This is a genomic window from Streptodolium elevatio (assembly GCF_053592165.1).
Window position 1 is genome coordinate 337,388 of record NZ_JBSFVE010000003.1, and the last position, 23,759, is coordinate 361,146.

At 71.8% G+C, this 23,759-nt stretch carries 22 protein-coding genes; 13 read left to right on the forward strand and 9 right to left on the reverse strand.

Annotated elements, in window-relative coordinates; all coding sequences use genetic code 11:
- The first annotated feature begins 145 nt into the window (after positions 1-145).
- The 5 genes from ACWD12_RS09080 to acs all read left to right on the forward strand — a co-directional run bounded on the left by ACWD12_RS09080 (position 146) and on the right by acs (position 7,470).
- Positions 146-1,642, forward strand: a complete 1,497-nt coding sequence (locus ACWD12_RS09080) for a DUF4331 domain-containing protein (RefSeq protein ID WP_450098969.1) — start codon at positions 146-148, stop codon at positions 1,640-1,642.
- A 70-nt stretch (positions 1,643-1,712) separates the two neighbouring features.
- Positions 1,713-3,212 (forward strand): tetratricopeptide repeat protein, encoded by a 1,500-nt coding sequence (locus tag ACWD12_RS09085; protein ID WP_450098970.1) that lies wholly within the window; start codon positions 1,713-1,715, stop codon positions 3,210-3,212.
- On the forward strand, positions 3,209-4,900 hold the full coding sequence (locus ACWD12_RS09090) for a HoxN/HupN/NixA family nickel/cobalt transporter (RefSeq protein WP_450098971.1): 1,692 nt from the start codon (positions 3,209-3,211) through the stop codon (positions 4,898-4,900). Before ACWD12_RS09085 ends, ACWD12_RS09090 begins: the two co-directional genes overlap by 4 nt.
- Before the next feature lie 67 nt (positions 4,901-4,967).
- Positions 4,968-5,393 (forward strand): hypothetical protein, encoded by a 426-nt coding sequence (locus tag ACWD12_RS09095; protein ID WP_450098972.1) that lies wholly within the window; start codon positions 4,968-4,970, stop codon positions 5,391-5,393.
- 106 nt (positions 5,394-5,499) lie between these two features.
- Positions 5,500-7,470, forward strand: coding sequence for an acetate--CoA ligase (gene acs / locus ACWD12_RS09100; protein ID WP_450098973.1), 1,971 nt, complete (start codon positions 5,500-5,502; stop codon positions 7,468-7,470).
- Positions 7,471-7,570: 100 nt separating this feature from the next.
- Here the strand turns inward: acs and ACWD12_RS09105 are convergent, their stop codons facing one another.
- Entirely contained in the window at positions 7,571-8,083 is a 513-nt protein-coding gene (locus ACWD12_RS09105) for a protein-tyrosine phosphatase family protein (protein ID WP_450098974.1), read from the reverse strand.
- Between the two features lie 98 nt (positions 8,084-8,181).
- Between ACWD12_RS09105 and ACWD12_RS09110 the strand changes: the two genes are divergently transcribed.
- The 5 genes from ACWD12_RS09110 to ACWD12_RS09130 all read left to right on the forward strand — a co-directional run bounded on the left by ACWD12_RS09110 (position 8,182) and on the right by ACWD12_RS09130 (position 12,875).
- Entirely contained in the window at positions 8,182-8,718 is a 537-nt protein-coding gene (locus ACWD12_RS09110) for a GNAT family N-acetyltransferase (RefSeq protein ID WP_450099066.1), read from the forward strand.
- Positions 8,719-8,834: 116 nt separating this feature from the next.
- A complete protein-coding gene (gene merB, locus ACWD12_RS09115) occupies positions 8,835-9,500 on the forward strand; it encodes an organomercurial lyase (RefSeq protein ID WP_450098975.1) in 666 nt (221 codons plus the stop codon).
- 447 nt (positions 9,501-9,947) lie between these two features.
- Positions 9,948-11,294, forward strand: a complete 1,347-nt coding sequence (nhaA, locus tag ACWD12_RS09120; protein ID WP_450098976.1) for a Na+/H+ antiporter NhaA — start codon at positions 9,948-9,950, stop codon at positions 11,292-11,294.
- A gap of 115 nt (positions 11,295-11,409) precedes the next feature.
- Positions 11,410-11,829 carry a phage holin family protein gene (locus ACWD12_RS09125; protein ID WP_450098977.1) on the forward strand — a complete coding sequence of 140 codons (420 nt, stop codon included), beginning with the start codon at positions 11,410-11,412 and terminating at the stop codon, positions 11,827-11,829.
- Between the two features lie 125 nt (positions 11,830-11,954).
- On the forward strand, positions 11,955-12,875 hold the full coding sequence (locus tag ACWD12_RS09130) for an alpha/beta fold hydrolase (RefSeq protein WP_358350494.1): 921 nt from the start codon (positions 11,955-11,957) through the stop codon (positions 12,873-12,875).
- A gap of 634 nt (positions 12,876-13,509) precedes the next feature.
- Here ACWD12_RS09130 and ACWD12_RS09135 read toward each other — a convergent pair.
- From ACWD12_RS09135 to nth, 3 genes are all read right to left on the reverse strand, one after another.
- Positions 13,510-14,694 (reverse strand): MarP family serine protease, encoded by a 1,185-nt coding sequence (locus ACWD12_RS09135; RefSeq protein WP_450098978.1) that lies wholly within the window; start codon positions 14,692-14,694, stop codon positions 13,510-13,512.
- 223 nt (positions 14,695-14,917) lie between these two features.
- A complete protein-coding gene (locus ACWD12_RS09140; protein WP_358350499.1) occupies positions 14,918-15,658 on the reverse strand; it encodes an NUDIX hydrolase in 741 nt (246 codons plus the stop codon).
- Positions 15,655-16,458: an endonuclease III gene (nth, locus tag ACWD12_RS09145; RefSeq protein WP_358350501.1), complete on the reverse strand. Its 804-nt coding sequence runs from the start codon at positions 16,456-16,458 to the stop codon at positions 15,655-15,657. Before nth ends, ACWD12_RS09140 begins: the two co-directional genes overlap by 4 nt.
- A 440-nt stretch (positions 16,459-16,898) precedes the next feature.
- On the opposite strand from nth, the gene ACWD12_RS09150 reads away from it, so the two are divergent.
- Positions 16,899-17,573, forward strand: coding sequence for a Crp/Fnr family transcriptional regulator (locus ACWD12_RS09150; RefSeq protein WP_235053408.1), 675 nt, complete (start codon positions 16,899-16,901; stop codon positions 17,571-17,573).
- A gap of 184 nt (positions 17,574-17,757) precedes the next feature.
- On the opposite strand, the gene ACWD12_RS09155 is transcribed toward ACWD12_RS09150, so the two are convergent.
- The 5 genes from ACWD12_RS09155 to ACWD12_RS09175 all read right to left on the reverse strand — a co-directional run bounded on the left by ACWD12_RS09155 (position 17,758) and on the right by ACWD12_RS09175 (position 20,982).
- Positions 17,758-18,576 (reverse strand): MBL fold metallo-hydrolase, encoded by an 819-nt coding sequence (locus ACWD12_RS09155; protein WP_358350504.1) that lies wholly within the window; start codon positions 18,574-18,576, stop codon positions 17,758-17,760.
- Between the two features lie 61 nt (positions 18,577-18,637).
- Positions 18,638-19,483 (reverse strand): NUDIX hydrolase, encoded by an 846-nt coding sequence (locus ACWD12_RS09160; RefSeq protein WP_358350507.1) that lies wholly within the window; start codon positions 19,481-19,483, stop codon positions 18,638-18,640.
- 403 nt (positions 19,484-19,886) lie between these two features.
- Positions 19,887-20,360, reverse strand: coding sequence for a RidA family protein (locus ACWD12_RS09165; protein ID WP_450098979.1), 474 nt, complete (start codon positions 20,358-20,360; stop codon positions 19,887-19,889).
- Positions 20,357-20,515 (reverse strand): DUF4177 domain-containing protein, encoded by a 159-nt coding sequence (locus tag ACWD12_RS09170; protein WP_231773247.1) that lies wholly within the window; start codon positions 20,513-20,515, stop codon positions 20,357-20,359. The genes ACWD12_RS09165 and ACWD12_RS09170 overlap by 4 nt, the downstream gene beginning before the upstream one ends.
- 11 nt (positions 20,516-20,526) lie before the next feature.
- Positions 20,527-20,982: an Lrp/AsnC family transcriptional regulator gene (locus ACWD12_RS09175; protein WP_358350513.1), complete on the reverse strand. Its 456-nt coding sequence runs from the start codon at positions 20,980-20,982 to the stop codon at positions 20,527-20,529.
- A gap of 153 nt (positions 20,983-21,135) precedes the next feature.
- Between ACWD12_RS09175 and ACWD12_RS09180 the strand changes: the two genes are divergently transcribed.
- Positions 21,136-22,086: a tryptophan 2,3-dioxygenase gene (locus tag ACWD12_RS09180; RefSeq protein ID WP_450098980.1), complete on the forward strand. Its 951-nt coding sequence runs from the start codon at positions 21,136-21,138 to the stop codon at positions 22,084-22,086.
- Between the two features lie 186 nt (positions 22,087-22,272).
- Positions 22,273-23,508 (forward strand): kynureninase, encoded by a 1,236-nt coding sequence (gene kynU / locus ACWD12_RS09185; protein WP_450098981.1) that lies wholly within the window; start codon positions 22,273-22,275, stop codon positions 23,506-23,508.
- The last annotated feature ends 251 nt before the right edge of the window (positions 23,509-23,759 follow it).

Here is a 23,759-nt window from a genome sequence, read left to right on the forward strand (position 1 = left end):
GGGGTGAGCACAGACACGCACCGCCACGCAGGACGACCTAGGCGTCGTGGCGGTGCGCACCGGGGACCCGGTCCGACCTGACGGTTCCGCGCCTGCCGCGAGGCGGGCGCGGAACCGTCCCCAGGACCGAAGGGGCACATTCGACATGATCCGTACCACCGGCACGGCCGGACGTCCCGGCACGGCCGCGCACATATCCGCGCCGCGACGGCGCCTGACACCCGCCGTCGCGCTGCTGGGCGCCGGGGCGTTCCTCGCCACCGCGACCGTCGCCCTGCCGGGCAGCGGCCCCGCCGGGGCGTCCAGCCACCGCGAGGCGCCGCTGATCGCCACCAGCCCGCAGCTGGACAACACCGACGTGTACGCGTTCGTCAGCCCCGACAAGACCGACTCGGTCACGCTGATCGCGAACTTCGTACCGTTCCAGGAGCCCAACGGCGGGCCGAACTTCTACCCGTTCGCCGCCGACGCGCGCTACAACCTCAACGTCGACGCGGACGGCGACGCGAAGCCGGACGTGACGTACCGCTTCACCTTCAAGAACCAGGACAAGCGCGGCACCAGCACGTTCCTGTACAACAACGGGCCGGTCACCTCGCTCGACGACGAGAACCTGCTGTTCCGGCAGACGTACACCGTCGAGGAGATCCGCCCCGGCAAGGCCCCGCGCAAGCTCGTCGAGAACGCGGTCGCCGCGCCGTCCAACGTCGGCAAGGCGTCGATGCCGAACTACGGCGCACTGCGCGACGCGGCGCTCACGGACGTGCCCGGCGGAGGCAAGGTGTTCGCGGGTCAGACCGAGGACCCCTTCTTCCTCGACCTGCGCGTCTTCGACCTGCTGTACGGCGGCGACCTCAGCGAGGTCGGCCAGGACACCGTGGCCGGCTACAACGTCAACACGATCGCGCTGCAACTCCCCAAGAACACCCTCGCGTTGAACGGCGACGCGGCCCGCAACCCGGTGATCGGCATCTGGAGCACCACCGAGCGCCGCGGCTTCGACATCGTCACCGAGGACGGCAAGAACCGCGACTGGGGCAAGTTCGTCCAGGTCTCCCGGCTCGGCAACCCGCTGGTCAACGAGGTCGTCGTACCGGCCGCGCTCAAGGACCGCTTCAACGCCCTGACTCCCGACCAGGACGCGAAGGTGCCCGAGTTGGTCGACCGGGTCAACAACCCCGAGGTGCCGCAGCTGATCGAGAAGATCTACGGCCTCAAGGCCCCCGCCACGCCGCGCGCCGACCTGGTGGAGATTTTCCTGACCGGCATCGCCAAGGCCACCAACGGCCCGATCCAGGCGGACCTCAACTCCCAGCTCCTCAACAAGGACGTCGACCCGAAGAAGTTCGTGCCCGCGGAGGAACTGCGGCTGAACATGTCGGTGCCGCCCGCCGCGAAGCCCAACAGGCTCGGCGTGCTCGGCGGCGACCTGGCCGGCTTCCCGAACGGGCGCAGGCTGACCGACGACGTCCTGGACATCGAACTCCAGGCCCTGGAAGGCGCCGCGGCCACCGGCAAGCTCGTGCCGGCACTGGCCAAGGGCGACATGGTCGACGTCAACAACAAGGGCTTCGGCAACTCGTTTCCGTACGTGGGACTGCCGGAGTACTGGCCGGTCAATCGCGCGCTGCCCAAGAGCTGACCCGACTTTCTTCGACGGACACCGGCTCGGGGGCGACCGCCCCCGGCCGGGCTCCTTGGGGGGAGCACGCATGACCGAGCAGGTGACCACCACAAGGTCCGACGGTACGAACCGTGCCACCACGCGGACCGGCGGGCCGGTCGACGCGCATCCTGGCGCACGGCCTGGCGCGCAGTCCGCCGCACAGCCCGACGCGCCTCCGCGCGAACGCCGCACGCGCGCGCTCCGGTTGCTGGCCGCGACCACCGCCGCCGCGACCCTCCTGATCGGCGTCCCGGCCCTGCTGACCCTCCCGGACGGCAGGTCGGCCCCGGCGGCGCCCTCCGCCGCGGTGCCGCCCGTACCGGACGCATCCTCCGGCCGCGGTTCGCTCGACGCCGTGATCGCGGCGGCGCAGGGCAACTTGCGGAACGCCCCGGACGATGCACGCACCTTGGCAACGCTGGGCGCGGCGTACGTCGAGCAGGCCCGCGTGACCGGCGACCCCGCCTACTACCCGCGCGCCGAGGAAGCGCTGACGCGGGCGCTCGCGTCGAGCACGCCCGGTTCGGCCGCGCACGTACCGGCGCTCGTCGGACTGGCCGCCCTCGCGAACGCCCGCCACGACTTCGTGACGGCACGGGGGTTCGCCGCGCGGGCCGTGGCGGCGGAGCCCTTCGACGCGGCCGCCCACGGGGCTCTCGCGGACGCACTGACGCAGTTGGGGGCCGCCGCCGAGGCGACGGCCGCAGTACAGCGCATGCTTGATCTGCGCCCGTCCGTCGCGTCCTTCACGCGGGCGAGCTACGACCTCGAACTGCGAGGCGACACGGCCGGCGCGAAAGCCGCGCTGGAACGCGCGCTGGAGATCGCGGCGACGTCGGACGAGATCGCGTTCTGCCGTCGCTACCTCGGCGAACTCGCCCGGCGTACCGGCGATCCGGCGGGCGCGGTGGCCCACTTCGACGCAGGGCTGCTCGCGTCACCCGGTGACCCCGCCCTGCGTGCGGGACGCGCGGCCGCGCTCACGGCAGTCGACCGCCGCGAAGAGGCGCTCGCGGAGTACGCCGCCGCAACCGCCGCGCTGCCCGTGCCGGGGCTCCTGGTCGAGTACGGCGAACTCCTGGATTCCACCGGCCGCCCCGCCGAAGCCCGTACGCAATACGACCTCGCCGCGGCGTCCTTCGCCCTCCTGGAGGCCAACGGAGCACGCGACGACCTCGCCCGCGCGCAGTTCGAAGCCGATCACGGCGACCCTGCCGAGGCACTGCGGCGGGCCGAAGCCGAGTGGGGACGCGCGCCGTCCGTCTTCGCGGCGGACGCGCTCGGATGGGCGTTGCACCGCAACGGCCGTGACGGCGAGGCGTTGGAGTACGCCCGGCGCGCGGTCTCCGGCGGATGGCGCGACCCGCTGCCAGTCGGGCACTTGGCAGCCGTCGAGGCGGCCGTCGCCCGGCGGGCACAGCCGACGAATGCGCAGGCGCAGGCCGGAGTCCCAGCCCAGACGCAGACGCAGACGCAGGCGCAGGCGCACGCGCAGGTACAGACGCAGGCGCAGGCGCAGGCGCAGGCGCGCGGAGGTGCGGCATGACATCCACGGCTGCCGGGCAGGGGACATGGCGGCGGCGCGCGGCCGTGGTCCTCGGGGCCCTCGCACTGGCCGTCACCGGGCAGTTCGCCGCCGGTCCGGCCGCGTCCGCGCACCCGCTCGGGAATCTGAGCGTCAACCAGTACCACGGGTTGACCGTGCGGCCGGACCGTGTCGACGACTTCGCAGTGGTGGACCTCGCCGAGATCCCGACGCTCCAGGAGCGGGAGCGCATCGACACCGACCGCGACGGCACCGCCGCACCCGCGGAACTCGCCGCGTACGCGGGCCGGACATGCGCAGGCGTCGCGGGTGACCTGCGGATCACCGTCGACGACCGCCCGTCCTCCGTCCGCGTCATCGCCGCCCGCGCCGAGCAGCCGCGCGGCAGCGGTGGGTTGGCCACAACCCGAGTCGAGTGCGAATTGACCGCGCCGGTGGACCTCACGCGGGAAGCCCGGCTCAAGGTGGCAACCTCCCACCTCGGCGACCGCGTGGGGTGGCGCGAGTTCACCGCTGTCGGAGACGGCGTCGCGCTGCCGGACGACGGTACGCCGCGGGTCAGTGCGAGCACGCAACTGCGTTCCTACCCAACGGACTTGCTCAGCTCCCCGCTCGACGTACGCGCGATCGATCTGCAAACGCGTCCGGGTACGGACGCGGCGCCCGGCAAGGCGGCCGCGCCGGACGGGCCGCTCCCGGTCTTCGTCGAGGACGCGTACGGCGCGGTGCAGGACACGTTCCACAACCTGGTCGGCGCCGACCGCATCACGGTGGGCGCGGGTGTCGCGGCCGTACTGCTGGCCCTGCTGCTCGGTGCCTCGCACGCGGCGCTGCCGGGCCACGGCAAGACGGTGATGGCCGCCTACCTGGCACTGCGGGGTGCGGACGGGCGGCGGCAGGGCGTACGCGACGCGGTGACCGTGGGGGCGACGGTCACGCTGACGCATACTGCGGGGGTCCTGGTGCTGGGGCTGCTGCTGACCGGTTCGGCATCGCTGACAGGCGACACGGTGATCGCTTACCTGGGCGCCGCAAGCGGCGTTCTGGTGGTGGCGGTCGGGGTGAGCCTGCTGCGCGCGGCGCTGCGGGGCGAGGGGCTCGCCCATGGCCACGCGCACGAGCACGGCGACGGCCACCACGCGCACGACGGCCACGCGCACTACGGCCACGCGCACGAACGCGTCCTCGTCGCAGCGGCCGTTGCCGCGCCGCACCACGATGGACACGGCGCACAGCCCAGTGCCGCCGGACACACCGCCGAGCACGGTCACACGCACGCCGACGCCCAGACCCCGGCCCACTCTCACACGCCTGCGACACGTCCCGAGACGTCGACCGCCCGCCCCCGACGCCGCCTTCTGGTCGGCATGGGCATAGCCGGCGGACTTGTACCGAGCCCGTCCGCGCTCGTCGTCCTGCTGGGTGCCATCGCTCTCGGCCGGACCGCCTTCGGCGTGCTGCTCGTGCTGGCGTACGGCCTGGGCATGGCGGCAGTGCTGACGGCCGCGGGGCTGCTCCTCGTACGGGTGCGCGAGCGCGTACGCCGACGCCTGCCCGGCACCTCCCGCCTCGCCCGGCTGACCCGGCCTGTCCTGCGCCGGGCACCTGCCCTCACCGCCCTGTTCGTCGTCGCCGTGGGGCTCGTCCTCGCGTGGCGCGGACTGTCTTCACCCTCCGCCTTCGGATGAACCGGCCCTGCCCGGGACGACCACGGCACCGGATCCCACCCGTCCGCTCCAGTGAGAGGAACCAGCCATGACCCGCACCACGAGCACGATCCGGCGACGGCTCGCCATAGCCGCCGCGGCGTCCGCCCTCGCCCTGCTGACCGCGTGCTCCGGAGGCGGCGGCAAGAAGGCCGCACCCGCCGCCGGGGACGGCGCGTTCGCTCCCGCGCCCGGCACCGCCGCCTGCCAGGAGCACCAGCGCAACGAGCCCGGTGTCGAGTACACGTCGGAGGAGGAGGGTGACACCGGCAAGGTGTTCGAGATGCTCCGCCACTACACGGCCAACGGCCTGAAGCCCTTCTGCGACGGCAAGGCGGCAACCGACCTCGACAAGCGCTGGGCCGATCTCTTCCTCGGCTTCGGCGCCGATCCGGGGCTGATCGCACCGGATCTCGGGGGCAGTGGACAACCTCCCGCGGAGCCCATGGAAGACCCGGAGGCAGCGGCCCCCTAAAGGTCTAAACCAATTTCTTTCGGCCCCTTGTCAGCCCCGCCCCGTCACTGATTCGCTACAGGCGATAGAAGATGTCACGCAAAGTCTGTTTGACGGAGGAAAACGCGTGAGTGACGCAGCCGAGAACCGCGACGCATTGTCCAACCTGCTCAAAGAGGAGCGCCGCTTCCCGCCGCCCCCCGCGCTCGCAGCCTCGGCCAATGTGACGGCCGCGGCGTACGCGGCGGCGGACGCCGACCGGCTGGGCTTCTGGGCCGAGCAGGCCGCGCGCCTCTCCTGGGCGACCGCCCCGACCGAGACGCTGGACTGGTCAAACGCGCCGTTCGCGAAGTGGTTCGCCGACGGCGAGCTCAACGTCGCCTACAACTGCGTGGACCGCCACGTCGAGGCGGGCCTCGGCGACCGCGTCGCGATCCACTGGGAGGGCGAGCCGGGCGACAGCCGCGCCATCACGTACGCCGAGCTCCAGCGCGAGGTCTCCAAGGCCGCCAACGCGCTGACCGGGCTCGGCGTCGAGGCCGGCGACCGCGTCGCCATCTACCTGCCGATGATCCCCGAGGCGGTCGTGTCGATGCTGGCGTGCGCGCGCATCGGCGCGCCGCACTCGGTCGTCTTCGGCGGCTTCTCGGCGGACGCCGTCTCGTCGCGCATCCAGGACGCCGACGCGCGCATCGTCATCACCGCGGACGGCGGCTACCGGCGCGGCAAGCCCTCCGCCCTCAAGCCGGCCATCGACGACGCGCTCGCGTCGTGTCCCGACGTACGCAATGTGCTCGTGGTCCGCCGGACAGGCGAGGACGTCGCGTGGACCGAGGGCCGCGACGTGTGGTGGCACGACGTGGTGGACGCGCAGCCCGACACGCACACCCCGCGCGCGTTCGCTGCCGAGCACCCGCTGTTCATCCTCTACACCTCCGGCACCACCGGTAAGCCGAAGGGCATCCTGCACACGTCGGGCGGCTACCTGACACAGGCGTCGTACACCCACCACGCGGTGTTCGACCTCAAGCCCGAGACCGACGTCTACTGGTGCACCGCCGACATCGGCTGGGTCACCGGCCACTCGTACATCGTGTACGGCCCGCTCTCCAACGGCGCCACGCAGGTCATGTACGAGGGCACCCCCGACACCCCGCACCAGGGCCGCTGGTGGGAGGTCGTGCAGAAGTACGGCGTCACGATCCTCTACACCGCCCCCACCGCGATCCGCACGTGCATGAAGTGGGGCGACGACATCCCCGCGAAGTTCGACCTGTCGTCGCTGCGCGTCCTCGGTTCGGTCGGCGAGCCGATCAACCCCGAGGCGTGGATGTGGTACCGCAAGAACATCGGCGGCGACCGCTGCCCGATCGTCGACACGTGGTGGCAGACCGAGACCGGCGCGATGATGATCAGCCCGCTGCCGGGTGTCACCGAGGCCAAGCCCGGATCCGCGATGCGCCCGCTGCCCGGCATCGCCGCCGACGTCGTGGACGACAACGCCCGGCCGGTCCCGAACGGAGGCGGCGGCTACCTCGTGCTGACCGAGCCGTGGCCGTCGATGCTGCGCACGATCTGGGGCGACGACGAGCGCTTCAAGGACACCTACTGGTCGCGCTGGGAGGGCCTGTACTTCGCGGGCGACGGCGCCAAGAAGGACGAGGACGGCGACATCTGGCTGCTCGGCCGTGTCGACGACGTGATGCTCGTCTCCGGCCACAACATCTCGACGACCGAGGTCGAGTCGGCGCTCGTGTCGCACCCGAAGGTCGCCGAGTCGGCGGTCGTCGGCGCGACGGACGCGACCACCGGGCAGGCGATCGTGGCGTTCGTCATCCTGCGCGGCAGCGCCGCGGAGGCGGAGGGCATCGTCGACGAACTGCGCAACCACGTGGGCGCGACGCTCGGCCCGATCGCCAAGCCCAAGCGGGTCCTGATCGTGCCCGAGCTGCCGAAGACGCGGTCCGGCAAGATCATGCGCCGCCTGCTGCGCGACGTCGCGGAGAACCGTGAACTGGGCGACGTCCAGACGCTGACCGACGCGTCCGTTATGGACTTGATCCAGACCAAGCTGCCGTCGGCCGCGTCGGAGGACTGACGGAAATCGGGGGCTGACGGACGTCAGCCCCCGGGAACGGCCGCGGGCCCGGGCGGAGTTGCTCCGCCCGGGCCCGTCCGCGTCTGCCGCCCGCGGGCCGTCACGCCGGGGCGTCGAGCCCGGTGAGGAGGCGGGCCACGTTCAGGCCGGCCTCCAGGTACTCGACGAAGACCTCGTTGTTGAGGGCGAACGGCGAACGGCGCTCACGGATGATCTTTATCGCGGTCGGGGCGTCGTAGCCGAGTTCGACAAGGGTCTGGGCGACCACCAGGCCCGAGCGGTTGTAGCCCGCGTGGCAGCGGACGAGCGTACGCCGGCCGTCGCGCAGTGCGCCGCGCACGATGGCAGCCATCGACTCGACCACCGCGATCTGCGCGGGGTTGAGCGGGTCGTCGGGTATGACCGCGCGGTGGTGGTCGACACCGGGGGCCGGGCCGTGGCCCTCCGCCTCGTACAGGCTGACTACCACGTCGAACTGGTTGCGTACGACGGCCGGTTCGTACTCGCCCCACGGCGACCGGTAGAAGTGCCCGCCCATCCACAGGTTGTGGATGATCTCGTTCCACGGACTGTCCGGCCCCGGCGTGTTGCGGTCCCTCTGGCGGACCCTCACAGCGTCTCCCCTCGCCTTCGGCGCTCGCGACGCTACCCGCGCACCACCGCTCCCGGCGACGGAAAAACAATCGCGCGGCTTCCTTTCATCCCGTGATGATGGTCCATGGCCCGGACTCTCACCGACGACCTCGGCGCCTTCGACACCGCCGCCGACGCCTTCCTGCTTGCCGATCCGGTGACCCACACCCAGAACCTGACGGTCCTCCACGCGTTGCGCGAGCGCGGCCCGCACGCCTTCGCTCCCGAACCCCCGCGCTTCGGCCGGTGGACCGACGAATCCGGGGCCGTCGCAGGGGCGTTCGTACACACGCCGCCCTTTCCCGTCCTCCTCGCGCGCACCCCCGACGCCTCGCTCGCGCCGCTCGCGGACGCGCTCGCCGAGGCGGTCGGCCCGGCGGCCCTTTCGGTGAATGCGCGCACATCGGGCCGGTATACACGCCTCCGGAGCACCGGGGGCGGGGCTACGGGGCCGCGGTCACCGCGGCGCGCACCGAGGCCGCCCTCGCCGCCGGCGCGGACGAGGTCCTGTTGTTCACCGATCTCGCAAACCCGACGAGCAACAGCATCTACCGGAAGATCGGCTACGAACCGGTCGAGGACCGGGTGATCCTGACGTTCGACCCGCGGCCGTGACCGCCGGCATGGGGTTTCCCGAGCTGGGGCGGAGTGCCGCGCTCCGGATCTGACGTACCACCAGAAGTACTCCGGAACACGGGCGTTCCCCGCCCGGGCGGGGCACAATGCCGGGCATGACCCCGGACACCGAGGCGCTGCGGATCGCCGTGTACGACGCGTTCGCCACAAAAGGCCGCGCGCCGACCCCCGCCGAACTGGCCGTGCGCTTCGCGACCGACCAGGGCGCCGTACGCGCGGGACTGCGCACGCTGCACGAGCAGCGCCACATCGTCCTGGCCTCCGACGGCACGATCGCCATGGCGCACCCGTTCTCCTCGATCCCCCTCGGGTTCTCCGTGATGGGCTCGCACACCCTGTGGTGGGGCGGCTGCGCGTGGGACGCGTTCGCGATCCCGCACCTCGTGGGCGGCGAACCCGAAGTCCTGGTCTCGACGCGCTGCCCCGGCTGCGGCGCGGCCCTGGCCTGGGTGGTCGACCGCGACGCGCCCCCACCTGGCGACCACGTCGCGCACTTCCTGGTACCGACCGCGCGCATGTGGGACGACGTCGTCCGCACATGCGGCAACCAGCGGCTGTTCTGCCGCCCGCTCTGCGTCGACGCGTGGTTGAAGGCGACCGGCGACACACGCGGGTACGTCATGGACCTCGCGACCCTGTGGAAGCTCGCACGCGGCTGGTACGCCGGCCGCCTCGGCCCCGGCTACCGCCGCCGCGAACCCGCCGAGGCCGCCGAGTACTTCCGCGGCGTCGGCCTGCAAGGCGCCTTCTGGGGCCTGTGATCCGAAGCCGCGGCTCGGAGCTTCGACCGAAGACCCGGCCGGGGCAAAGCGACCGGGCACAGCGACCGGGCACAGCGATCGGACACAGCGATCGGACACGGCCACCAGGCGAGACACCGGGCGCGGCCACCGCGTCACGGCCCCAGCGTCACCGCCCGGTTCCGCGGCGCCGATCATCGGCCTGAGGGGAAACTCTTGTCGATATACTGACGGCGTTCGGGGTTGTTTTCGGGCTGCCCACGGTGCGGACGAACGACCGTGGCCCCAGCCGCCCGCGCGGTGCCGTCGGCACGCGAGGCGGCATCGGCGCCCGACGTACAAAGGGCCTCCCTCGCCAGGAGGCATGCCGGGAAGCCTGGTCGGCGGGATACATCACGTATCCACCAGTTTTGTCCGATTCGCAGTGCGGTATAGGCCTGCGAGCCGTCGCGACCAGGAGGCCCATCCGTGCGTTCCGCCCTCCGCCGTACCTTCCTTCGGCGGCCGTCCACCCTCGCAGAGCGGAACTTCGTCGCCGACGCGCTGCGCACCGAGACGGTCGGCGGCGCGCTCCTGCTGATCGCCGCGGTCGTGGCCCTCATCTGGGCGAACTCCGGGTGGAGCGACGCCTACGAGGACCTCAAGAACTACCGCCTCGGTCCCGAGTCGCTGCACCTGAACCTCTCGCTCGGATCGTGGGCGTCCGATGGCCTACTGGCCGTCTTCTTCTTCGTGGCGGGCATCGAACTCAAGCGCGAACTGGTGGTCGGCGAACTGCGCTCGCCCTCGGCCGCCGCACTGCCGGTCATCGCGGCGGTCTGCGGCATGGCGATGCCCGCGCTCTTCTACTTCTCGGTCAACGCGGGCGGCGACAACCTCGACGGCTGGGCCATCCCGACCGCCACGGACATCGCCTTCGCCCTCGCGGTGCTCGCGGTCATCGGCACCAACCTGCCCTCGGCGCTGCGCGCGTTCCTGCTCACACTCGCCGTCGTCGACGACCTGCTCGCGATCCTGGTCATCGCGGTCTTCTACACCGAGCAGGTCAAGTTCTGGGCGCTCGGCATCGCCGTCGCCGGGCTCGTGGTCTTCTACCTGCTGCAGCGCCACCGGGTACGGGGCTGGTGGTTCTACGTGCCGCTCGCCCTGGTCATCTGGGTGCTCGTGCACGAGAGCGGCGTGCACGCCACCGTCGCGGGCGTGGCGATGGGCCTGCTGATGCGCGTGCTCCCGGACAAGGACGAGGAGGCGTCGCCCGCCGAGCACTTGGAGCACGTCGTACGCCCTATCTCGGCCGGCATCGCGGTCCCCGTCTTCGCGCTCTTCTCCGCCGGCGTCGCGGTGTCGGCGACCGCGCTCGGCGACGTCTTCACCCACCGCATGCCTCTCGGCATCGTCCTGGGCCTGGTGTTGGGCAAGGCCGTCGGCATTTTCGGCGGCACCTATCTGGCTGCCCGGTTCACCCGTGCGGAGCTCAACGAGGACCTTGCCTGGGCGGACGTCCTCGGCCTCGCGATGCTCGCGGGCGTCGGGTTCACCGTCTCGCTGCTCATCAGCGAACTCGCGTTCGACACCGACCCCGGGATGACCGACCAGGCCAAGGCCGCCGTGCTCACCGGTTCGCTGCTCGCCGCGCTCGGCGCCGCCGTTCTGCTGCGGATAAGGAACAACCGGTACCGCGCGCTGATCGACGCCGAGGACCGCGACGACGACGGCGACGGCATCCCGGACATCTACCAGGAGGACGCCCGCCGCGCCCACGACGCGAAGCTCAAACAGGCGCCGAAGGGGTTCGGCGGCACCTCCGGCGACTGACGCCGGGCGAAACGCGACACATCTGTCACACCCGTACGCCGCGCCCCGCTGGATAGCGGGCGCCGAGGCAGGGCATGATCGGGGCTACACGCCGGTAGCACGACGAGGAGAGAGCATGTCAGGCACCGAGAGGCCCCGCGCGCAGGACGTGCCCGTCGACAGCCAGCGGTCCCTGGGCGAGCTGTTCTCCGACGCGACGCGGGACATGTCCACGCTGGTCCGCAGCGAGATCGAGCTCGCCAAGAGCGAGATCAAGATCAACGTCGTCCACGCGGCCAAGGGAAGCGGGGCGTTCATCGTCGCGGGCGCCTTGGCGTTCTTCGCGTTCCCGTTCCTTAGCGTCGCGATCGCGTACGGCATCCACGCGCTCGGACTCGGCCTCGGCTGGTCGTTCCTGATCGTCGGCGGCGCCTACCTGCTGCTCGCGGTCCTGCTGGGGCTTTTCGGCGTCATGTCGTTCAAGAAGGTCCGACCGCCGCAGCGCACTATCCGGTCCACGCAGGAGACGGTGGCGGCACTCAAGAACGTCGGCTGATGCGCCGGGACGCGCGGCGGCAGCGCGCCTGGTCGGCGAGGCGGCACGGGGCCGCGGAACACATGTGACCTACCGGGCGCGCAGGGCTCCACCGGACGCGCCGCGATGTGTGCAAGTCTGCTGACGTGACGGTTCCCGAGAGCTCTGCGGTCAATATCGACGGTCCCTGGACACACCGGGACATCTCGGCGAACGGTGCGCGCTTCCATATCGCCGAACTCGGCGAGGGGCCGGTCATCCTGCTGCTGCACGGCTTCCCCGAGTTCTGGTGGACGTGGCGCCACCAGATGGAGGCGCTCGCGCGCGCCGGGTTCCGGGCGGTCGCGATGGACCTGCGCGGGTACGGCGGCAGTGACCGGCCGCCGCGCGGCTACGACTCCATCACCCTGGCCCTCGACGTCACCGGCGTCATCCGCTCGCTCGGCGAACCGGACGCGATCGTCGCCGGGCACGGCGTCGGCGCCTCGCTCGCGTGGACCGCCGCGGTGCTGCGTCCCAAGCTCGTACGCCGCCTGGTCGCCGTCTCGATGCCGCACCCGCGCCGCCTGCGCACCGCGCTGCTGACGGACCGCCACCAGATCGCCGCGAGCCGGCACATCTTCTCGTTCCAGCGCCCGTGGGTGCCCGAGCGGCAACTCGTGCGCGACGACGCGGCCATGGTCGAGGACCTCATGGGCGAGTGGGCGGCGCCCGGCTGGCCGGACGCCGCGGTCGCCGAGCGCTACCGGCGCGCGATGCTGATCCCGGGCACCGCGCACTGCGCCGCCGAGCACTACCGGTGGTTGATGCGCTCTCTGCCGCGCCCCGACGGCCTGCAGTACGCCGCGCGCATGAAAACACCGGTCGGGGTGCCGACCCTGCATCTGCACGGTGCGCTCGACACCGCCATCCTGCCGCGCACGGCGGCGGGTTCGGGGCGGTACGTCGAAGCCCCGTACCGCTGGCGACTGCTCGACGGCGTCGGGCACTTCCCGCACGAGGAAGCCCCGGACACGTTCACGCACGAGCTGCTGAACTGGCTGAAGGACCCGGAGCCGGAACGCTGAGTGCCGGTGCCGCCGGTCGGGCGGGGTCCGGTCGGGTGTCCCGATCGGGTCTCCCGGTCGGGCAGGCGTTCAGAGCGGCCGGGCGTTCCGGGCGGTCGAACGTTCCGGTCGGGGCGTTCCGGTCGGGTGAAGGCTCGGGGTGAACCGGGACACGGTGATCCGTGGGTGGTGGAGGCGGTGCGGCGGGCGCCACCCGCACTAGATCATCTCGATCAACTGAGCGGGAATTCCTGGCAGTTATCTACAAACCAGGACGAGCCGTACCCGTGAAATCCTGTGCGCATGGCATCGCGCGGTTATCCGCTGAAGCGCCTGGGTAGGCGCCGGGACATGAGCCGGACGTACCACTGGACGTCCCCCGACCGCGCGGGGCATCTCGCGGGACTGGTCGCCATATTGCGCCGGCGCGTGCGCTGGCTTTCTTTGCGGATACGCGCCCGGTAGGCCTCGGCCCCAGGCATCCGCACACCACTGCCGCCAGGCGGCGTACATGCACGCCTGCGCGGACGCACCACGGCGACCGTACGGCCGCGACCACGCAGCCGCGCGTGCGGACTTGCGGCTGCGGATTGCTGTCGCGGGCGTGCTGCCGCGGACCCGCGGGGGCGGGTCGGCGGTCGGCGGGTGCGTACCGCTACAGCGCGCACCCTTGCGTGTCGACGGGCTTGGTGTTGCGAATGCCGGCCGTGATGTCCTCGCGGATCTCCTCGGCGGTGAGCGCGTATCCGGTCGAGTCGTCGTCCAGCGACTTCGCGAAGATCACGCCGTAGACCTTGCCTTCCGGGGAGATCAGCGGGCCGCCCGAGTTGCCCTGGCGGACCTTGGCGTACAGCGAGTAGACGTCGCGGCTGACCGTTCCGCGCTTGTAGATGTCCGGTCCGCCGGCCTTGATCTGCGCCCGCACGCGCGCCGCCTCGACGTGGAAGGCGCCGTTCTCCGGGAAGCCGATCACCAGGGAGTCCGAGCCCGGCGGCGCCTTCTGCTCGAACTCCAGGGGCTTGGCCTTGAGTCCGGGCACCGCGAGGACCGCGATGTCGCGGCGCCAGTCGTACAGCACGACTTCGGCCTCGTACTGCTTGCCCTCGCCGCCGATCTGCACGGTCGGCTTGCGCACGCCGCCGACCACGTGCGCGTTGGTCATGACGCGGTTCTGCGCGAACACGAAGCCCGAGCCCTCGATGACCTTGCCGCAACTCTTGGCGGTGCCGACGATCTTCACGATGCTGTCGCGCGTGCTCTGCACGGCAGGCGAGTTGAGCAGCGCCGGGTCCGGCGGCGGGACCTGCGGGATGTCCTCGTGCACGAACGGGCTGAAGACCTGCGGGAAGCCGTTGCTGTCGAGCAGGTTGCTGAACGACGAGAACCACGTGTCGGCGCCTTGCGGGAGCACCTTCTGCACGCCGCCGAGCACCTGCGACCCGCGTACCTCGCGCGCGACCGTCGGCATCGTCGAACCGGCCACCGACGAGCCGATCAGCCAGACCACGACCAGCAGCGCGGACACGCTCACGACCGCGCCGCCCGCGGCGTCCACGATCCGGGCGGGCTGCCACGTCAGGTGGCGACGCAGTCTGCTGCCCAGTGCCGTCGCCATCGCCTGGGCCAGGGTGGCCAGGACGAGCACGACGCAAATCGCCGCGATCGACGGGCCGAGCCCCGGCTCGAAGTGCTCGAGGATGTACGGCACGAGCCACATCCCGAGCACGCCGCCGCCGAGGAATCCGACGAACGACAGCACGCCGACGATGAAGCCCTGCCGGTAGCCGGAGACCGCAAACGCCACTGCGGCGACGATGAGGATCAGGTCGAGGACGTTCACCGTGTCACGTTCTCACGGCGGGATACCTGATGTCCGCAGTGGCGACGGGCTCGTCGACGTGGTGTGACGTGCCTGGCACACGCCCCGCGCGCGGTCGCGTCGGACCGTCGCCCCCAACCGTCGTGACGGGATGTCAGCGCGGTACGCGGCCCGACACGTGTGCCCGACACGTCAGCCCGATACGTCGGTCTGGTACGTCGGTCTGGTACGAGAGCCGGGTATGTCAGCCCGACGCCGGGTCGGACGCGGTCTCCTCGTACCGGTCGTACCCGCGCCGCGCCAGCCGCCACTGCGCCTCGGTGAGTTCGACCTCGCGCTCGTGGTCCCACGGCCGCTCCCACCCCGCCAGCGCGATGGTGCGGTCCAGCAGGCCCGCGGTGAACCCCCACACGACCATGCCGTCCACCAGGAAGGCCGGCCCGAGGTAGCCGGTGGGATGCCGCAGGCGCGCCCGGTGCAGCGGGTCGGTCAGGTCGCCGAGCGGCACCCGTACGACGCGCGCGACCTCGCCCGCGTCCACCGGCGCCACCGGGCAGTCGTCCCGCCACCACGCCAGGATCGGCGTCACCACGAAGTTGCTGACCGGGATGTAGAGCGGCGGCAGCATGCCGAACACCTGCACGCACGACGGGTCCAGCCCGGTCTCCTCCTGCGCCTCGCGCAACGCCGCGTCGACCGGCCCGGCGTCCTCGGGGTCGATCGCGCCGCCCGGGAAGGCAGGCTGGCCCGCGTGCTTGCGCAGCGTGTGGGAGCGTTCGAGCAGCAGGACGTCGGGGCCGTCCTCGCCCTCGCCGAACAGCATCAGCACCGCCGACTGCCGGCCGCCCTGCTCGGGCGGCAGGAAACGGCTGAGCTGCTCTGGGCTGACGGCACGGGCCGCGTCGGCGAACGGACGGAGCCACGCGGGCAGTCCGTCCTCGACGATCGGCGCGTCCTGACGGGTCACCGGATCGGTCTCGGTCATACGGTCCCTTCTCCTGGTGCCGCCCCGTCGGCGGGTGCGGCCCCGATCGCGAGCACCGGCGTCGCCGGTGGCCGAAGGCGCTGGCCGGGTTGCCCGGCCAGTTCGTACTTCAAGAGCTTGCGTGCCTTGTCGGGGTCGGTCTCCCCTTCCCCGAACGACGGGCACAGCGGCGCGATTCCGCACGCCCCGCAGGCGGGCCTGCGGGAATGGCACACGCGGCGGCCGTGGAAGATCACCCGGTGCGAGAGCAGCGTCCAGTCCTTCTTCGGGAACAGCGCGCCGACCTCGTGCTCGACCTTGACCGGGTCCTCCTCGGCGGTCCAGCCGAAGCGGCGGGCCAGTCGGCCGAAGTGGGTGTCGACGCTGATGCCCGGCACGCCGTACGCCTCGCCGAGCACCACATTGGCGGTCTTGCGGCCCACCCCGGGCAGGGTCACCAGATCCGCGTGCTTGCGGGGCACCTCGCCGCCGAACTTGTCGCACAGCGCCTGGGCGAGCCCCATGATCGAGCGGGACTTCGCCCGGAAGAACCCGGTCGGCTTGACGATCGCCTCCAGCTCCGCAGGCTCGGCCTTGGCCAGCGCCTCCGCATCCGGGTACCGCGCGAACAACGTCGGCGTGACGTTGTTGACGCTGCGGTCGGTGGTCTGCGCGGAGAGCACGACGGCGACGAGGAGTTGGAAGGCGTTGTCGTAGTCCAGCTCACAGTGCGCACCGGGATACAACTCCCCCAGTTCCCGGTTGATCCGACGGGCGCGGCGGACGAGAGCGACGCGGCTCTCCTGCTTTTTCACGGGCACCCGGCCAGAGTACGCAGACGGGTGCTACACATGGGGTGCGCGACCTTCGGACGCCTCCGGCGGACGGTGGCGAATCGCGGCGTACTGCGGCGTTGAGGAGCGCTGAGCGGCGTACGGCGGCTTTCTCGTCGGCTTTTCGGCGGCTCTTTCGGCGGCCTGTCGGCGCGGTGTGCGGCGGCGATTCGGGGTGGGGGCGGCTGATGGAGCGGCGGAGTCGGGGCCCTGGAGGCGGCGTCGCGGAGTCGGTGAGATCCTCGTATCACCACGCATACACATGATCACGCAAGGGGATATGTCCGAGACACCCGGAAGCCTCCGGATAGTGAGTCGGACCACCCGCGTGAACAAACCTGATCCGCGTGCGTCAGACTGTGACCGATCGCACTGTTTGACCGCCAGGCTCCGATCGGATGATCGGGACCGGCAAGGAGGGACCCCTCGTGGACGACGTTCTGCAGCGGGCGCCGCTGTTCGCGGCACTCGAGGACGAGGACGCCGCCGAGCTGCGTGCCTCCATGACCGAGGTCGGGCTCGAGCGCGGTGACTCGCTCTTCCATGAGGGCGACCCGGGCGACCGTCTGTACGTGGTCATCGAAGGCAAGATCAAGCTGCACCGCAGCTCGAACGACGGCCGGGAGAACATGCTCGCGGTGCTCGGGCCGAGCGAGATGTTCGGCGAGTTGTCGCTGTTCGACCCGGGGCCGCGTACCGCCACGGCCACGGCGCTGACCGACGTACGCCTGCTGGGCCTGGGACACCAGGACCTCCAGCCGTGGCTGAACGGCCGGCCGAAGGTCGCGCTGTCGCTGCTGCGGGCGATAGCCCGGCGTCTCCGTCGCACCAACGAGAGCCTGGGCGACCTGGTGTTCTCGGACGTGCCGGGCCGCGTGGCCAAGGCGCTGCTCGACCTGTCACGCCGCTTCGGCGTGCCGGCCGAGGAAGGCATCCACGTGGCGCACGACCTCACGCAGGAGGAGCTGGCCCAGTTGGTCGGCGCTTCGCGCGAGACGGTCAACAAGGCGCTGGCGGACTTCGCCAGCCGCGGCTGGCTGCGCCTGGAGGCGCGGGCCGTGGTGCTCCTCGACGTCGAGCGTCTCTCGCGCCGCTCGCGCTGAGGCGGGTGTCCGGCTTCGGGGTTTCGGGCTCCGGCTTCGGGGGCGCTTGCCTTGGGGTCGCCTCCCTGGCCATGGGGATGTCCCCAGGCTCGGCACACCAGACCGTTCGCGGGCGGACGCCTCACTCCCGCTGGCCGCAGGCCGCGGCTAGTGGTGTTGCTTGTTGGCTAAGGGCCTTGCCTGGCTACTGGCGTCGCTTGAGGTAGTCGAGCTGGGCGCGGACCGACATCTCGGCCGCCCACCACAGGCCCTTGTCTACGTCGGCGTACACCCGCTCGACGACCTCGCGGGCGGTGGTGTCGCCCAGGGCCACGGCCTCCTCGACCTGGGCGAGGCGCTGCGCGCGGTGTTCGAGATAGAACTCGACGACGCCGAGGGCGTCGTCGAGGACGGGCCCGTGGGCGGGCAGGACACGGCTCACCTCACCCGTCTGGACCAGCGCCCGCAGACGGGCCAGCGAGTCGAGGTAGTCGCCCAGCGTGCCGTCCGGGTGCGCGACCACCGTGGTGCCGCGCCCGAGGATCGTGTCGCCGGTCAAGACCAGGTCGTCGGCGGGCAGCACGAACGACAGCGAGTCCCACGAATGGCCCGGGGTCGCCATGACGCGCAGCTCGAGCCCGCCCGTGGTGACCACGTCGCCCTCCACGAGCCCCTCGGTACCGAGCCGGTGGGCCGGGTCGAGCGCCCGCACACCGCACCCGGCCAGCTCCGCGAGCCGCGCGGCCCCCTCGGAGTGGTCCGGGTGCCCGTGGGTCAGCAGGATCTCGGCGACGCGTACCCCGCGCTGCTCGGCGGCCGCCAGCACCGCCGCGAGGTGTCCCTCGTCGAGCGGCCCGGGGTCGATCACCACCGCGCGGTCGGCGTCCGGCTCGGCGACCAGCCACGTGTTGGTGCCGTCCAGCGTCATCGGGTTCGCGTTGGGGGCCAGGACACAGGTCGTACGTGTGGTCGCCGGACCCGCCACGACCTGCCGCGGGTCCCCGGGGATGCGGTAAGAGTCCATGTGCCCAGTCTTTCCGAGTGCTTTCGAGTCCGTTCGGGCGGGATCGGTTTTGACGGCCCGCTCAAGCCGTCCCGAACGGGTCCGCGATGCCGGCCCACTCGATGACCAGCCGGTCCCCGTCCAACCGCGGCCTGGCCATGATCGGCGCGAGGTCGCGGTCGGCGGACGCGTCCCTGGCCGCGGCAGGCGAGTCGTACGCCGCGAGATTGCGCAGCGTCTCGATCGTCGGCGGCAGCATGCCGAGTTCGCCGGCCTTCAGGCCGACCAGTGCGTCGGCGGGCCGGGCCCAGGCCACGCGGTCCGCCTCGCCCGACACGTCGCGCGTGCGCTGCCCCTCCGGCAGCGCCGCGACGAAGAACCACGTGTCGTAGCGCCGGTCCTCGAACTCGGGGGTGACCCAGCGCGACCACGCGCCGAGCAGGTCCGAGCGCAGCACTAGGCCGCGCCGGTCGAGGAATTCGGTGAGGCCGAGCGTACGGTCGACCAGCGCCACGCGGTCGGCCTCCCAGTCGTCGCCCGTGGTGTCGGACACAACCGAGTCGGTGTCGGGGCCGGCGAGCAGGACGCCGGACTCCTCGAACGTCTCGCGTACCGCCGCCGCGACGATCGCCCGGGCCTCGGCGGGCGACGTCCCGAAGCGCTTCGCCCAGTCCTCGGGGGCCGGGCCGGCCCACCCCACCTCGTGGTCGGCGTCGCGCGGGTCGACCGCGCCGCCTGGGAACGCGTACATCCCGGCGGCGAACTTCATGCCCGCGTGCCGCCGGAGCAGGTACGCCTCAGGCCCCTCCGGCCGCTGACGCAGCAGGACGACGGTGGCCGCACGGCGCGGCTCGGCGGGCACGAGGTCACCGTCGAGAATGGCGCGGGCGCGCTCCAGCCAGGACGCGGGGAAGCCGGGCGATGTCATGCGGCGGATGCTACGCGGCGTCGAGAACTTTTGACAGGTCGTCAGTTTTCCGGCACGCCGCTGTTCCGGCGTCACCGGGCCTTCCTCGAAAATGCCCCCGAGCTGCCCCGGAACTGACCCGGAACTGGTCCTGAACTGCCCCCCCGGACACCCCCTGGAAGCCCCACAGCAGCCTCCCTGAGCTAGAACCCAGGATCGTGCGTGGCATCAAGGCACACGGCCAGGACGTCGTAAAGGGCGGGTGCGCACGCACCGAACACACGGCGCACACACCCGCCCCTCGAAGAACCGCCGCGCAGCCGGCCTCGTCGCGCCGCCGCACAGCTCGGCCCCGACGCCCCACCACGGCCGGTCCGGCTCGACGGACCGCCGGAATGCGTCCCCGGTCAGCGAAGCGGAAGGATCAGACGACCTCGACGACGATCTCCACCTCGACCGGCGCGTCCAGCGGCAGGACCGCGACGCCGACCGCGCTGCGGGCGTGCTTGCCCGCCTCGCCGAAGACCTCGCCCAGCAGCTCGCTCGCGCCGTTCAACACCGCGGGCTGGCCGGTGAAGCCGGGGTCGCTCGCGACGAACCCGACGACCTTGACCACGCGGCGTACCAGCGCGAGGTCGCCCAGCTCCGCCTTGACCGCGGCCAGCGCGTTGAGGGCGCAGCGCTGCGCGAGCGCCTTGGCGTCCTCGGGCGTCACCTCGGCGCCGACCTTGCCGGTCTGCGGCAGCTTGCCCTCCACCATCGGGAGCTGGCCCGAGGTGTGGATGTAGTTGCCGGTACGCAGCGCCGGAACGTACGCGGCGACCGGCGCCGCCACACCCGGGAGGGTCAGCCCGAGCTGGGCGAGCCGGTCCTCCGGGTGCACGAACTCGTCGGTCACGACTGCTTCTCCCGCTTGAAGTACGCCACCAGGTTCTCCGGGTTCGGCCCAGGCACGACCTGGACGAGCTCCCAGCCGTCCTCACCGAAGGTGTCGAGGATCTGCTTGGTGTTGTGGATCAGCAACGGCGCGGTGAAGTACTCCCACTTCTTCATGGGACGGGACTCTAACGCGGCTCGGGGGTGTCGACCGCACGCCACGGGACGGGGCTCGACAGGACCATCGTGCTGGACGGTGTGCCGTGCTCGGCCAGCCGGTCGATCAGCACCTGGAAGTCGTGCATCGTCGGGGTCGCCACCATGAGCAGGCAGCAGGCGTCGCCGGTGACCCGGTGCAGTTGCAGCAGCTCGGGCCAGTCCCGCACCTCGTCCGCGTCGCGGCGCAGCAGGCAGCCGGGGCCGTAGCAGTTCATGCGTACGAGAGCGATGACGCCGCGCCCGGCCGCCGCGGGGTCGACGTGCGCGTGGTACCCGGTGATCACGCCGGCGCGCTCCATGCGGCGCACCCGGTCGGCGACGGTGGGCGGGGACAGTCCCACGCGCCGCGCAAGTTCGTTGTACGAGACGCGCGCGTCTCGCTGGAGCTCCTCGAGGAGCCGCCGGTCGGACGCATCCAGCGCCATGCGAGGCACCTTTTCGATCGTCAAGCAGTGGTTTGCTTTGCTTTCCTATCGTAAGACGATCGGCCTTCAGGCCCTTGGATCATCCATTCACAACTCCTCGATGCGGCGCTTCGATATAAGGCACGCAGAGGACCGGCAGCGAGGTGGTGGGTGATGGGCGGCGCGACCGCGGGAACAGAGGTCGGCATGTCCGGGATCTGTCCCATGGGAATGGGCGGCAGCAGCGCAGCGAACGGCACGGCGGGGCCACGCGCTCAGGCCCAGCCGCAGCAGCCACCGCAGCCGACGCCGCAGCAGCCGCGCACCGCGTACGCCGACCAGCCGCCCTACGCCGACTACGTCGGCCTGGACCGCCTGCTCAGCCTCCAGCACCCGCGCACCGACGAGCCGGCCGAGATGTCGTTCGTCATCGCGTCGCAGGTGATGGAACTGCTGTTCGCGCTGCTCAAGCACGAGTGGACGGTCGCGCGCGGGCTGCTCGACCGCGACGAGGTGGCCGACGCGACGCGCGTACTGCGGCGCAGCGTGCGCCAGGCGGACGTCCTGGTCGACTCGTGGGACCTGCTGGCGACGCTCACCCCGGCCGAGTTCGGGGCTTTCCGCGAGGCGCTGGGCGAGGCGTCCGGCTTCCAGTCGCACCTGTACCGCGAGTTGGAGTTCCTGCTTGGCCTGAAGCGCGCGAACGTGATGCGCCTGTACGCCGGAGTGCCCTCCGTACACGCGGAACTCGACGCCGCCCTGCACGCCCCGAGCCTGTACGACGCCGCGCTCGCCGCCCTGCACCGCCGCGGCCTGCCGGTGCCCGCCGCCACGCTGGAGGCCGACCGGACCCGCCCCTACCAGCCGGATCCCGGCGTCGAGGCGGCATGGGCCGAGGTGTTCGCCACCGGCACCGCGTACCCCGACCTGCGCGACCTGGGCGAGGTGCTCACCGACCTCTCCGAGCGCTGGACGCGCTGGCGCGAGCGGCACCTCGCGGCCACGCTGCGGGCGCTCGGCAACCGCCCCGGCACGGGCGGGTCCTCGGGGGCGGAGTGGCTGGAGCGTACGGTGCGCGACCGGGTCTTCCCGGATCTGTGGACGATGCGCACGTCCGTGATCTGATTCGCCCGAGGCCCGCACGGGTTCGACGACCCGTGTCGTCCGCCGCAGTCTCCTCCCTGATCCGCTCACCGAACCCGCCTGCCAAACCCGGCACCGCCGAACCCGGCCCGCCGAACCCGGCCCGCCGAGCCCGTCCGCCGCAACCTCCTCCCGAATCGCCTGCCGAATCCGTTTGGGGAACCGATCGTGTCCGACACGTCCCGCGCCCACGCCCTGGCCCTCGACGCCCGCGATCCGCTGGCCCCGCTGCGCAAGCGCTTCCGTCTCCCGGAGGGTGTCGTCTACCTCGACGGCAACTCGCTGGGCGCGCTGCCCGACGACGTGCCGGACGCCCTCGACGACGTGGTCCTGCGGCAGTGGGGCGTGGACCTGATCCGCTCGTGGAACGACAACGACTGGTGGAACGCGCCGACCCGGGTGGGCGCCGCGATCGCGCCGCTCATCGGTGCCGCCGAGGGCCAGGTCGTGTGCGGCGACTCGACGTCGGTGCAGTTGTTCAACGCCCTGGTCGCGGCCGTACGCCTGCGGCCGGGGCGCTCGGTGATCCTCACCGACCCCGACACGTTCCCGACCGACGGCTACCTCGCCGACTCGGTGGCACGGCTGTGCGGCGCGAGGGTACGGCGTGTGCCCGCCGGCGAGGCCGCCGCCGTCCTGGGCGGGGCGGAGGGTGCGGACGTCGCGGTGGCGGCGTACAACCACGTCGACTACCGCACCGGGGAACTGCGCGACCTCGCGGGAATCACGCGCGCGGCCCACGACGCCGGCGCGCTGGCGCTGTGGGACGTCTGCCACACCGCGGGCGCGGTACCGATCGACGCGGACGCGCACGACCTGGACTTCGTGGTCGGCTGCACGTACAAGTACCTGTCCGGCGGTCCCGGCGCCCCCGCCTTCCTGTACGTCGCACACCGCCTGCACGACGTCTTCGACCCCGCGCTCACCGGATGGCACGGCCACCAGGAGCCGTTCGCGATGGAGCCCGGCTACCGGCCCGCCGACGGCATCGCGCGCGCCCGCATCGGCAGTCCCCCGATCCTCGGCATGCTCGCCCTGGAGTCCGCGATCGGCGTCTTCCGGGAGACCGGCATGGCCGCGATCCGGGCCAAGAGCCTCGCGCTGACCGACCTGTTCATCGCGTGCGTCGACGAACTGGGCCTGGAGGTCGCCACCCCGCGCGAGCACGCCCGCCGCGGCAGCCAGGTCGCGGTACGGCACGACGAGGCGCACCCGATCATGGCGGCGCTCATCGAGCGGGGCGTGATCGGCGACGTACGGCCGCCCGACATCCTGCGGTTCGGCTTCAACGCGCTGTATGTCTCCTACTCGGACGTCGTCGACGCCGCCGCCGCACTCGGCGACGTCCTGGCCTCCGGCAGCCACCGGGACCCGCGCTTCGCAGTGCGCGCGACCGTCACCTGACCGAAGTACAGCGGCCGGACGCGTACGGAACCCACCCGACGCGCACAAAGCCGCCGGACCGCACAGAAGCCGCGGGACGCGTAACCGAACCCGCGGGAAGCGTGCGGAGCCCGCCGGACGCATGCGGAAGCCCGCGGCGGCATGCGGAGCCCGCGCGAAGCCGACGGCGGTCCTCGGGCACGCCAGGGGGAGTGATGCCGGTCACCCGCACGGACCGCGGGCGGTTCGGTCGCCCGAGGGGTGGTTAGTCT